The organism is Microbulbifer mixtoriginis (SeqCode) (assembly GCF_052467945.1).
In genome coordinates, this window is sequence record NZ_CP174328.1 from 2,964,802 (window position 1) to 2,977,538 (window position 12,737).

Here is a 12,737-nt window from a genome sequence, read left to right on the forward strand (position 1 = left end):
CTCACTCAGTTATACCTACCTAATAGGATAGAGAACTAGATGCACATGCAATTGTGAGCTCTTTCTGGAAGTGTATCCTCCCAATAAACAGGCTAAGAGCCCGCTTCATCCGCCAAAAGAGGCGTTGGTGCACGACTGATTCCCCGATCCGGTTTTGCCTGTTTCCCAGCAGCCTCAGAGGCGGCCCCCTGACGCTCTGCACCATCTCCATCAAAGAGTCTCTCAAAACGCATTTGAGGGGCAGCCCAGTCACCGCTGATGCGATAACTCACACTGGCCATCTTCTTCACCTGCTTTTTAAACGCTTTACTAATGAGATAAACGCCTGCCGCAGCCGGCAATCCCCCAGCAAGAGCGGCAACCAGGGCTAGGTTGTTACTTACTGGCAAAGTCGCCACCAGGGTCAAATCCAAATCTTCCCGCAATAAATTGACCCTTCCCGCCATCTGCAGCTCACTGGTTGGCCCCTCAACCTGAATAGGCACTGCAATCAACAATTGCCCATCCCCTTCAAACACGACCTCTCCTCGCACCCGGTCGAATGCCATACCACTCTTATAAAGGTCGGAGAAATCCAAGCGCAAGCGGCGCGCCCAGGTATCGAAATTAAACAGCGATAACAACCGCAAGACCGTTGAGCCAGCAGTACCGGTGGAACGAAGGAAGCGGCCATCACGAATATCTATTTTCAAATCTCCGGAGAGCAAACTACCCTTGGCCATGGCCGGAGACCCATCCCAGCGCAAGGCTGTATCAAAGGTCGCAGACTTACTTTCAATAAGCGGTTCATGCCCCATCTCACGCTGAATATCAGCGAGATCATCGGCTGCCAGGCGCCCAATAAATTGAGAGGAATTATTGCCCTCCGCATCGCGCATCCACATCAATTGCGCTCCCAAGGCTTTTTCACCACCACCACGTCCCTGCAGATGAAACCCGCGGACACTACCGCGAATATCGCTTAGAACCAGGCGGTCTTCGGATGGCCGAACTTCAAAAGACCAGCGCCCGAGCTCCTCACCCCCCACTCGCAGGCTTTCCGTGCTGAAATCCAGAGCTGGCAGCGTCTGAAAATTAAAATCTGCCCAGGGGTCCAACAACTCTTCCGCAAAGGGCTGCTCAGCCAATGTAGCGCCGGAAATAGTCTGCCTTTCTTCAGGAGCAGGAAGGCGTAAATGCGCCAACTTTAAACGCAGAGGTTTTTGCCCACCGAGCGTTCCCGAAAGTCTTCCCGCCGCCATTTCACTATCAAAATCTAACTGCCACTTTGAACCCACTCCTCCACCAGTGACATGAATATGCTCAATAGCCACTGTGCCCAATTGCAGGCTATCCGTGCTTAGGTCGAGACTAATCGGCAGTGGACTGGAAACATTGTCAGTTGTCTGTCCACTTTGGGGAAGTGCAGTCAGGCCATCCAGGTTGCTTGCTTGCACCTTATGAAGCAGTGATAGTGCTTGTTCGGGCCGAGCGGATGACTCTTCGACAACCGATGAGTCATCTTGGTAAACGCCCAATAGCTTTTCCCAGCGGGGTAAATCAACATTGGAAATGTCGCCAAGGATACTCACCCCTCTTTCTTCAGGTAATTTTGCCTCGGCATTGAGCGCAATAGCCGCTCGCTCAAGAGCTCCGTCCACCAGCCAAAACTGCCCTTGCAGGTGCTCACCGTAGTTCAGGTGAAATAAGCTGCCCTGATCACCAATGGGAGCTCGCAATACAAAATTCGTTTTACTTTCAGAGGGCTTAGCCAGGGGCTCCGGAAGGTTTACCGCCACACCAGCAAGATTTGAGGTCAGCTCGAAAACTGCAGCATAGGGAGCCTCTTTGGATTTTGCTGGGATAGTAATAAGTGCCTGGTAACCCATGGTACCTTCAAGCCATCTCAGCTCAGGACGCTGGCTCCAGCTATAGATCGACTCAGTACTGGCACTGCCATCCACGACCACCTGTGTATCGCGCGCATCGGCATCACCTATATGACGGATGCTCGCATTTATTGGCCGCCCCCAGAGCTGACCTTTCAGTTTAGTACCTTCGAGGCCAGTATCGCTGTCAAAAATGACATCACCAGCCAGAGCCTCAGCATGCAAGCGCAGATTTTGCAGCTGTAAATCACCACGACTCAACTGCAATTCAACTCTTTGAGCTGGTGATACTGAAGCGCCACCCAGGGGCTGAGTGAGGTTCAGCTGCCCGCGAATATCTCCCGACAACAACCACTCATCAAAAGCATTGCCGAGCTGTTTGCGCAATGGGGATTCGCGCAACAAGCGCAAACCATCAGCAGCCGGCCCCTGAAGCTGGGCGGTCACATCCAGACGTGAGCCTTTATCTCTTTGTGGGGTTACTTCCACTAAAACTTTATGCGCATCCACTCCCCAAACACGGGCCTTGTCTGCGCTGACAGAAACATTGCCATCATCCAGCCTGAGTAGGCCATCAACAGACTGAACCTTAGGCCATTCGTCGGCATACTTAAGATTGGCGCCAGAAAAGTCTGCAACCAACTGTACTGTTTGACGCTTATTGTGAGCCCCCAGCGCACGTAGAGACTCATCCTTGCCATTTTTGCGATAACTGCTGCCACGGTAAATAAATGCGGCAGTCTCAACCCGACCAGGATTTCCGTTGCCCAGCCCCTCATTCAACCAACTGCGCAAGTCTTCACTGACATTTGTAGGCACCAGCTTCTCTTGAACGCCAACATCCGCATCACGCAGAGAAAGCGACAGGAGTAAATCCGTTGGACGGCTCTGAGGACGGAAAGGCAGGGACAACAAAAACTGCCCGCGAACTTCGCCCAGATTTCCATCTAATAGCAAAGGGCCAGAGAAGACATTGATTTCATTCGAATCCTTACTAAGGCTCCAGGCCAAAGTACCGCTGGCTTGCTCAAAAGAGAATGCCTCGGAGTAAAGATTTGGAAACCCTGCTTGCAAGTTCGAGCCATCCAATTCCACCCGGCCATCGTTACCGGCAAACTCCATGTAGCCACTCAAGCCGGCCACTGATGGCGCACCGCGGAATGCCTGCGTGCTGATATTGTGCAAATTGGCACTCAGGCTCACCGCACCTTGCGCTTCTTTGCGCAGCTGCAAGCGTCGCAACTGGCCCGAAGGCTTCAGGGACGTCAACCACTCGCCTGCAGCACCCTGCAAAACATCCAACCGAGTGAGAATATCGCTCCATCCCGCTAAATCGATCGCATCTGCGGACAGTGCTACTCCCTGAAGGTCGTTACTAACCTGCAGGTTTAGCGGCGGCATCTGCAAGCCCTGCCAATCGATTTGGGTATCCTGTAAAGCCAAACGCCAATGTTCACCGGGCAGCCAGCGACCAGAAATATCTCCAGAAAGCGCCCGTAAAGGTGCCATTATGTGATCTCTGTTTTGTACCAGATCACTACTTTCATGCTGACTTTTACCCTGACTGCTTTTCTCCGGCGCCTCTTCTGGCTGATCCAAGTTTGATACCTGAGCAAGGTCTACTCGTCCGACCAACCGATAACCACTGCTCGCATCGCTGTGCAGCCACAGGCGTCCATCCGCCCACTTGCGCCCATTCCAATGAAATCGGTCGGGTAGCGGGGTCAACTGATGGAGTAGTGACACAATATCCTGGTCCAACAGCAGCTCATTAAGCTGCATATAACCTCGCAGTGAAAATTGTTTTTTATTGCGCGGGTTACCACGCCCCTCCAGCACCAGGCGGAGAGTCTCAGTGTTGCTAGCCTGCTCTTCGCCTTCGCGGGAGATAAAAGCGCGGGCCGTAAGACGATGAAAATCACCTCGGTTTTCCAGAGAAATTTGTGGCAAGTTGAGCTCGGCAACCTGCTCATCAGGCAGCCTGACAGTGATTGCCGCATCGCTAATCCAGACCTTGGGGCTCAACTGGAAAAGTTGTGCCGGGTCCGCTGCCTTGGGATTGGACACAACCCTGCCGTCAGGCTTTAGGGAGATATCGGGGAAGCCGTCCAGACGCCACTCGCCCTGCTCATCTCGGCTGAGTCCAGCCGAAAAGGCATGCATTTGCAGATCTTTCCACACCAACTCACGACTCCATAGGCTGGCGAGCAAATCCAGTTGGAACAGGCCGTGTCCCATACGCAACTCGCCCTTCTGCCCAAGGCGTAGGCCATCGAGCTGTAATGAGACTTGCAGAGCTTCCCAGCGCAAGGAGATACGATCCATCTGTACCGGAACCCCCAGCTGACCGCTGAGCCAGCGGCTGATCTGCGGGCGATATTCCTCAACTTGAGGCGATAGCAGGCGCCCGGTTTGTACAAGGATTGCCAGGGCAATCACCAAGCTTACCGATAACAGCCAAAACTTTCGCGCAAGCCAGCGCAATAAGATCATCATCACCCCCACTCTTCCACGGTGCTGTCGTAGGCATCGCAACGACCAGCATCGAAAAACTGCGAGGAGGCTAATAATGATTTACACAAGAACAATGTCGTACTGCTCCTGATTGTAAATGGGCTCTACTTGGAACTGTATGGGCCTGCGAATAAATTCCTCCAGATCGGCGACATTCGCCGACTCTTCATCCAGCAGCAGATCGATTACCACCTGACTGGCCAAAACCATGATTTTTTCACTATCGTAGGCGCGCGCCTCACGGATAATTTCCCGGAAGATCTCAAAGCAAACTGTTTCCGCACTCTTTAAAGTGCCGCGCCCCTCGCACACAGGGCAGGGCTCGCACAGGATTTGCCCTAGAGATTCCCGCGTGCGCTTGCGGGTCATCTCTACCAAACCGAGTTCGGAAACCCCGGTAATACTCGACTTAGCGTGATCCCGCTCGAGAGCCTTCTCCAGGGTGCGCAATACCTGACGTTGATGCTCAGGGTCTTTCATGTCGATAAAATCGATAATGATGATTCCCCCGAGGTTGCGCAGGCGCAGCTGGCGGGCGATTGCCGTTGCCGCCTCCAAATTCGTCTTGAAGATAGTCTCTTCCAGGTTGCGATGACCTACAAATGCGCCGGTATTGACGTCAATAGTACTCATCGCCTCGGTTTGCTCGACAATTAAATACCCCCCGGACTTTAGCGTCACCTTATGCTGTAGGGCGCGGCGAATTTCCTCCTCAACCCCATACAGATCAAACAGGGGACGCTCACCGGGGTAGTGCTCGAGTCGTCCAGCTATTTCTGGTGCATACTTGCCTGCAAATTCTGCCGCGCGACCGTGCGCCTCGCGGGAGTCTATACGAATCTTCTCGGTATAAGGGCGCGCAAGATCACGTAGGGCACGCATAAATAGCGGCAAATCCTCGTAAATTACAGAGGGCACTACCCGCTCCTTGATGCGCTGCTCCAACTCCCCCCAAAGTTTGTAAAGAAAGGGGATATCCCGTAGCAACTCCTCCTCGCTAACACCCTCAGCCACGGTGCGCAAAATAAAGCCTCCATCAGCGGAAAGGCCATCTTCGGCGAGACGTGACGAGGCGGCCTCCACCAGCTGACGCAAGCGCTCGCGCTCGCCCTCATCCTCGATGCGATTGGAGATCCCGATATGACGGGTTTGCGGCATATAGACGAGATAGCGGGCAGATACTGACAAGTGGGTGGTCAGTCTCGCGCCTTTACTGCTAATAGGATCTTTTACTACCTGAACGACCAGGGGCTGCCCCTCCCGCACAAGAGCGCGAATATCAGCAACTTCAGCATCCCTGGACTCCATCCCATCATCATCCAGGGGGGCGATATCAGAGGCATGGATAAACCCGGCGCGCTCCAGGCCAATATCCACAAAAGCCGCCTGCATCCCCGGCAATACCCGAATCACCTTGCCCTTATAGATATTGCCAACAATGCCCCGACGCGCACTGCGCTCCAGGTAGACCTCCTGTAGCACACCATTTTCTACCAGTGCCACTCGGGTCTCTGTTGGGGCAACATTGATCAGCAATTCTTCACTCAAGACTTGGCCTCCTGCCAGTAAGAAATCCCGGCCTGTTCCAGCATCGGAACTAACGCCTCCAAGGGCAGGCCAACCACATTGCTATAACTGCCGCTGATAGACTCCACTAACGCGGCTCCCATTCCCTGAATACCGTATCCTCCAGCTTTATCGGCGGGCTCACCGGTGTGCCAATAGTCTTGAATACTCTGGACTGATAACTGGCGAAAGCGCACCCGGGTTTCCACCAGACAGCTGAATTGCCTGTGCTGACTGCGAAGACAAATCGCAGTCAGCACAGAATGCTCTCTGCCCGATAGGGCCGACATCATGGACTCAAAGTCAGTAAAATCCCGCGGTTTCTCCAGGAGACGCTCACCACAAAGTACGACTGTATCGGCCCCCAGGGCCCAGAGCCCGGCCTGTTCTGGTGTCGCCAATAACCCAGCCACAGATTTTTCCTGCGCCAAGCGCTGAATATATTCTTGGGGAGTCTCTAAAGCTTCTTTCTGCTCAGGCACCGAGGGCGGGCATTGGGAAAACACAACGCCTATTTGCTCCAGCAATTCGGCTCGACGTGGCGACCCCGAAGCAAGAAGAAGACGGTTCGAAGAGGTGATAATTGTCACTGTACTACATATTCCCTGTGGGCCAGCGGCTGATTATAGCGATACTGATCGAAAAATGATCAGAATTTTACATTGATTTACAGACTGACGAGACGCTCAACGAACCTGCAGCCGACTGCAGAGGCGATGCAATAGCGGAGCAACCCAAGGCCATAGCAGGGCCGTGGTGAGTGCCGGCCATAAGAAAGTCAGGCCGGGAACAGTTTTTCCCTCCAAACCATGTACCCAGTTACCCACAACCTGGTGGATACCCACCAAAACAAACACCCATAGAAGCTGCTGAGCTGGATTAAAGGCCCTGGTACGCTGGTAGGTTAATAGGCTGAAATAGGCCAAAACTGCCAGAGCCAATGCATGGGTACCGAGACTGGCTCCGCTGATCAGATCTTCCAGGATACCCACCAGCCAGGCAAAACCAACGCCCAAGGCCTGAGGCATACGAGTAACCCAGAAAATAACCAATAGGGCCGGAAACGCTGGTCGGAACCACAGCCACTGCTGTGGTAAAGGCATAACCACAAGTAACATCGAGAGAAAGAGCGTGAGCGTGATAAACCAGCGATTATTCGCTTGCAAGGCCCTGCCCCCCACTCCCGATTACCGCCAAAACAAAGCGGCTGCGACTCATACGCCCGCGCGGGAGCACTTCCGCCTCGGCAAATGGTTGACCCGGGTCTCGGGAGATCGACATAACCTCGCCCACTGGGTAGCCTGCGGGAAAACGTCCACCGAGACCGGAACTGAGTAGCAGATCACCCTCGCGGATATCGCTGGTATTCGCAAGATGCCTGAGCTTGAGGCGATAGAGGTCACCGGTGCCCTCAACGACGGCACGCATACTGTTGCGTAACACTTGGACAGGAATTGCGTGGCTGGAATCAGTGATCAGGAGAATCCGGCTGAACGCATCCCCAGCCTCAATCACCTGCCCGAGCAAACCACTCGCATCCATCACCGGTGTGCCCACATCAATACCATGATCGCGCCCTTTATCGATCAACAGCACATGCTCAAGGGGATCCGGTGAGACACCGATAACCTGGGCCACCAGCACTCGGTCATCAACCATTTCTGCCGAATTCATCAGCTCCTTCAAACGCGTATTTTCCGCCTTGACCGCAGCCAATAATTGGCTGCGCTGCTCCAACAGCAATACTTGACGCTTGAGACGGTCATTTTCTTCAAGCAGCTCCTCGCGGGAACGAAACTGCTCCCCAGCCCAATCGCCAACACGCTCTGGAGCACCAGTGATCCAGTAAAGAGGCGCTGTAACACCAGAAAGACGCTCGCGAGTAGACTGGAACCAATTGGTGTAGTGGTCTGCAACAATCAAGGCGATTGCTAGCGGCACCAATAATAGAAGGCGGAACTCAGGGGAGGGGCCGCGGGTAAAAAGCGGTTTCAAGGGCAGCCACCTTTGTACAGGTCAATGATTATTGATCTCACAATATATCGGATGTCACTGAAACGTGAAACTAACCGCCGGCAGGGCTACCTCACTAATTGTTAGGAAAACCCGCCAGCTTCAATCCACTCAGTTGGACATCAGGTACAAACGGCTGCGATCCAACATATCCAGGGCCTTGCCACCACCGCGGGCAACACAGGTAAGGGGGTCATCAGCAACGATCACTGGCAGACCTGACTCCTCCATCAGCAGGCGATCCAGGTCCCGCAGCAAGGCTCCACCGCCGGTTAATACCATGCCGCGCTCAGCGATATCCGAAGCCAGCTCGGGGGGAGATTGCTCAAGGGCACTTTTCACCGCTTGTACAATACCAGTTAGCGGCTCTTGTAAGGCCTCAAGAATTTCATCGGAATTCAAGGTAAAACTACGGGGCACCCCTTCCGCCAAGTTTCGGCCGCGTACATCGATCTCACGAACTTCACTGCCCGCGTAGGCACAGCCAATTTCTTCCTTAATACGCTCAGCAGTAGCATCACCGATTACGCTACCGTAGTTGCGGCGTACATAGTTGACGATGGCTTCATCAAAACGGTCGCCACCAATGCGCACAGAGTCGGAGTAGACCACGCCATTGAGGGAGATAATAGCAATCTCAGTCGTACCACCACCGATATCCACCACCATTGAACCGCTGGCCTCCTCCACGTTCAGGCCAGCACCAATCGCCGCCACCATCGGCTCTTCGATCAGGGATACTTCGCGGGCACCGGCACCCAAAGCAGATTCGCGAATTGCACGACGCTCCACTTCGGTGGACTGACAGGGTACGCATACCAGCACACGGGGACTTGGGCGCATCCAGCTGTTTTCATGCACTTTCTTGATAAAGTGCTGCAACATTTTTTCAGTCACTTGGAAATCGGCAATCACCCCGTCCTTCAGTGGGCGAATCGCTGTGATATTACCGGGGGTGCGGCCGAGCATACGTTTGGCTTCCACTCCAACTGCCTCAACGATTTTCTGGCCATTGTAGTGACGGATTGCGACGACAGAGGGCTCGTCGAGTACTACGCCGCGATCGCGAACGTAAATCAGCGTATTGGCGGTTCCCAGGTCAATGGAGAGGTCACTGGAGAACATGCCCCGCAAACGTTTAAACATGGAATTCGATTACCTTGTACTAATTGTCAGCCCCCAGATCGGGCACTGCGGGCGCGGCTTATTTTATGGATACAAATCCTAGTTAGTCCGCGCAAATAATTCTGAGTTCCGAGCCGCATTTCGAATCGGAATTTACGCAATACGCCGGAGTCTCTGAGCGCCCGGCAGGATTGAGCAAACTCTAACAACGGCACCGGTTCAGGGCAAGGCTGAAGCCCGGCTAATCGATTGCAGATTTCCCCCTACAGCTGAGCCGGTGAGAATAGCGGCCTATTGTGCTAAATTTGCCGGCCCTGCCCCGTCCTTATACGGAGCAACCCAGATTCGCAACTGAAGCCGGAGGAGCTCTATTGCCATGGCTGTGGATACGCAAACCGTAGAGAAGCTGGCGGAACTCGCTCGCATCGCCATATCCGAAGAAACCATTGAGGAAGTCAGCGGCCGCCTCGGCGATATTCTTCAACTGGTGGACCAGTTACAGGCCGTCAACACCGATGGGGTCGTACCCATGGCGCACCCACTTGATGAAGTGCAGACCCTGCGAGCCGACAAGGTAACAGAGACTGACCAGCACCAGAGTTTCCTGAACTTGGCCCCCCAATCTGAAGAAGGGCTTTATCTAGTCCCCAAAGTCATCGACTGAACAGGCCCCCAGGCAAGCACCCAATTATTCGATTTCGCCCTGAGCCCGCCCAAAGCCTTTAAGGGAATAACATGCACCAGCTTACTATCGCCGAGATGATCCGCGGCCTGCAGAGCAAGGCATTCTCCAGTATGGAGTTAACTCGCCATCTACTTGCACGAATCCAACAACTAGACAGCAGCTATAACAGCTTTATTACCGTAACCGAAGAACTCGCCCTATCGCAGGCCGAAGCCGCCGATCAACGTATTGCCAAAGGCGAAGCACCCACCCTGTGCGGAGTGCCAGTTGCTCATAAAGACATCATCTGCACCAATGGCATACGCACCAGTTGTGCTTCAAAGATGTTGGACAATTTTATTCCGCCTTACGATGCCACCATAGTGGAAAACCTCAACGGCGCCGGCACCGTAACTCTGGGCAAAACCAATATGGATGAGTTCGCCATGGGCTCCTCCAACGAAAGCAGCTATTACGGCCCAGTAAAAAACCCCTGGAATACCCGTTGTGTACCGGGCGGCTCATCCGGAGGTTCCGCTGCAGCAGTAGCGGCGCTGCTAGTACCTGGAGCCACGGCCACAGATACCGGCGGCTCCATTCGACAACCCGCCGCATTGACCAATACCACCGGCCTTAAACCTACATACGGCCGTGTATCCCGCTGGGGTATTGTCGCCTATGCTTCCAGCTTGGATCAGGCAGGCCCTATTGCACGCAATGCTGAGGATGCCGCTTATCTGTTGTCTGCTATGGTCAGCCACGACCCAAAAGATTCCACCAGCCTGAACCGTCCGCATGAAGACTTCACCGCGGGACTGAGCGACTCTATCGCCGGCCTCAAAATCGGAGTCCCTAAAGAATACTTTGGGGAAGGCTTGAATGCTGAAACAGCCGCCCGCGTACAAGATGCCCTTAAGGAGTTTGAAAAACTCGGGGCCGAGCTGGTGGATATCAGTCTGCCACATACTGAGTTGGCTATTCCCGCTTACTACGTCATAGCCCCAGCCGAGGCCTCCGCCAACCTATCCCGCTTCGATGGGGTGCGCTATGGCCATCGCTGTGAAAACCCCAAAGATTTGCGAGATTTATATATGCGCTCCCGCGGTGAGGGCTTTGGCGAAGAAGTCCAGCGCCGCATTCTGGTTGGCTCCTACGCGCTATCCGCTGGCTATTACGATGCTTATTACAATAAGGCCCAGCAGGTGCGCCGACTGATCAAGCAGGATTTTGTACAGGCCTTTGAAAAAGTCGACGTAATTATGGGGCCCACCACACCCTCCCCAGCGTTTGAGTTGGGAGCCAAGGGGGCTGATCCGGTAGCCATGTACCTGGAAGATATCTATACCATCGCGACCAATTTGGCGGGCCTACCAGGCATGTCTATCCCCTGTGGATTGGTAAATAATTTGCCTGTAGGGCTTCAGATTACCGGTAACTATCTGGACGAATCCCGCATGCTCAATGTTGCGCATCAATACCAACAGGTTACCGACTGGCACCAAGCCAGCGCCGTATAAGGAGATCTATCGTGGAATGGGAAATCGTTATCGGGCTGGAAATTCACGTGCAGTTATCCACCCAATCCAAACTTTTTTCTGGCGCTAGTACCCGTTTCGGTGCGGCACCGAATAGCCAGGCCTGCGCCGTTGACTTGGCCATGCCCGGTACCCTGCCTGTCCCTAATGAGGAAGCCTTTCGTTACGCGGTTATGTTTGGCCTAGCGATGAATGCGGATATTAGTAAACGCTCTGTTTTTGAGCGTAAAAACTATTTTTACCCAGATCTCCCCAAAGGCTACCAGACAACCCAGTTGGAGCAACCTATCGTTGGGGCTGGCGAAGTTGAAATTCATCTAGAGGATGGCAGTAGTAAAAAAGTACGCTTGCACCACGCCCACCTAGAAGAAGATGCGGGCAAATCCTTGCATGAAGACTTCCACGGCATGTCTGGAATCGATTTAAACCGCGCGGGCACACCTCTGATAGAAATTGTCTCAGAGCCCGATATGCGCAGCGCTGCCGAAGCGGTTGCCTACCTGAAAAAAATCCACAGTATCGTCACCTATCTGGGCATCTCCGATGGAGATATGTCTCAAGGCTCTCTCCGCTGTGATGCCAACGTCTCTGTGCGATTAAAGGGAGAGGAAAAGCTGGGCACTCGCACCGAGCTTAAAAACATCAACTCCTTCCGCTTTGTTGAGCGAGCTATCAAAGTTGAAGCCGAGCGTCAGATCGATATTCTCGAAGATGGTGGCAGCATAGTGCAGGAAACCCGACTGTACGACGCGGATAAAAATGAAACCCGCTCCATGCGCAGTAAAGAAGTTGCCAATGACTATCGCTATTTCCCCTGCCCAGACCTACTACCCGTAGTACTCACCGATAACTATGTCGAGCAACTGCATGAACTACTTCCTGAGCTGCCCGATGCCAAAGCCGAGCGCTTCCAGTCAGAGTACGGCTTATCTGCCTACGACGCTGACCAACTCACTCAGGAGCGCGCCAGCGCCGACTACTTTGAAACAGTATGCAAATCCTGCGGGGAACCAAAACTCACCGCTAACTGGATTACCGGTGAGTTAGCCGCACTGCTGAACCGTCAGGAAATCTCTATACAGGATTCCCCGGTTAGCGCCCAGCAACTCGCGGGCTTAATCATGCGTATCAAAGACAACACCATCTCTAGCAAGATTGCCAAACAGGTTTTTGAAGCTATTGCACAGGGAGAGGGTAGTGCGGATGAAGTTATCGAAAAGCGTGGTCTCAAGCAGGTATCTGATACCGGTGCCATTGAAGAGATGGTAGAGACAGTTATTGCTGCCAGCAGCGCACAAGTAGATAACTACTGCAAAGCCGACGAATCCAAGCGGCCCAAGATGATGGGCTATTTTGTCGGCCAAATCATGAAAGCCTCGAAGGGTCAGGCGAATCCACAGATGATCAACAAGATCCTCAAGGATAAGCTCGACGCTCTCCTTTAAACCTTTT

General features: G+C 53.5%; 9 protein-coding genes. 3 read left to right on the forward strand and 6 right to left on the reverse strand.

Translation table 11 applies throughout. The features are described 5' to 3' along the window. Positions 1 to 92: 92 nt before the first annotated feature. From ACJJIJ_RS13060 to ACJJIJ_RS13085, 6 genes are all read right to left on the reverse strand, one after another. Positions 93 to 4,364 carry a YhdP family protein gene (locus ACJJIJ_RS13060; protein WP_444937574.1) on the reverse strand — a complete coding sequence of 1,424 codons (4,272 nt, stop codon included), beginning with the start codon at positions 4,362 to 4,364 and terminating at the stop codon, positions 93 to 95. A 78-nt stretch (positions 4,365 to 4,442) separates the two neighbouring features. Beyond that, the gene (rng, locus tag ACJJIJ_RS13065; RefSeq protein WP_252083009.1) at positions 4,443 to 5,930 is read right to left on the reverse strand and encodes a ribonuclease G; all 1,488 of its coding nucleotides are present in this window, start codon (positions 5,928 to 5,930) and stop codon (positions 4,443 to 4,445) included. Next, positions 5,927 to 6,538, reverse strand: coding sequence for a Maf family protein (locus ACJJIJ_RS13070; RefSeq protein WP_444937575.1), 612 nt, complete (start codon positions 6,536 to 6,538; stop codon positions 5,927 to 5,929). Before ACJJIJ_RS13070 ends, rng begins: the two co-directional genes overlap by 4 nt. 96 nt (positions 6,539 to 6,634) lie before the next feature. After that, a complete protein-coding gene (gene mreD / locus ACJJIJ_RS13075) occupies positions 6,635 to 7,114 on the reverse strand; it encodes a rod shape-determining protein MreD (protein WP_252083011.1) in 480 nt (159 codons plus the stop codon). Beyond that, positions 7,101 to 7,943 (reverse strand): rod shape-determining protein MreC, encoded by an 843-nt coding sequence (gene mreC, locus ACJJIJ_RS13080; protein WP_444884021.1) that lies wholly within the window; start codon positions 7,941 to 7,943, stop codon positions 7,101 to 7,103. The genes mreD and mreC overlap by 14 nt, the downstream gene beginning before the upstream one ends. Positions 7,944 to 8,072: 129 nt before the next feature. Then, positions 8,073 to 9,107 (reverse strand): rod shape-determining protein, encoded by a 1,035-nt coding sequence (locus ACJJIJ_RS13085; RefSeq protein ID WP_444937576.1) that lies wholly within the window; start codon positions 9,105 to 9,107, stop codon positions 8,073 to 8,075. A 355-nt stretch (positions 9,108 to 9,462) separates the two neighbouring features. Between ACJJIJ_RS13085 and gatC the strand changes: the two genes are divergently transcribed. The 3 genes from gatC to gatB all read left to right on the forward strand — a co-directional run bounded on the left by gatC (position 9,463) and on the right by gatB (position 12,730). Further along, positions 9,463 to 9,750, forward strand: a complete 288-nt coding sequence (gene gatC, locus ACJJIJ_RS13090; RefSeq protein WP_252083013.1) for an Asp-tRNA(Asn)/Glu-tRNA(Gln) amidotransferase subunit GatC — start codon at positions 9,463 to 9,465, stop codon at positions 9,748 to 9,750. 71 nt (positions 9,751 to 9,821) lie between these two features. Then, positions 9,822 to 11,267 carry an Asp-tRNA(Asn)/Glu-tRNA(Gln) amidotransferase subunit GatA gene (gene gatA, locus ACJJIJ_RS13095; protein WP_252083014.1) on the forward strand — a complete coding sequence of 482 codons (1,446 nt, stop codon included), beginning with the start codon at positions 9,822 to 9,824 and terminating at the stop codon, positions 11,265 to 11,267. 11 nt (positions 11,268 to 11,278) lie between these two features. Further along, on the forward strand, positions 11,279 to 12,730 hold the full coding sequence (gatB, locus tag ACJJIJ_RS13100) for an Asp-tRNA(Asn)/Glu-tRNA(Gln) amidotransferase subunit GatB (RefSeq protein WP_444884019.1): 1,452 nt from the start codon (positions 11,279 to 11,281) through the stop codon (positions 12,728 to 12,730). The last annotated feature ends 7 nt before the right edge of the window (positions 12,731 to 12,737 follow it).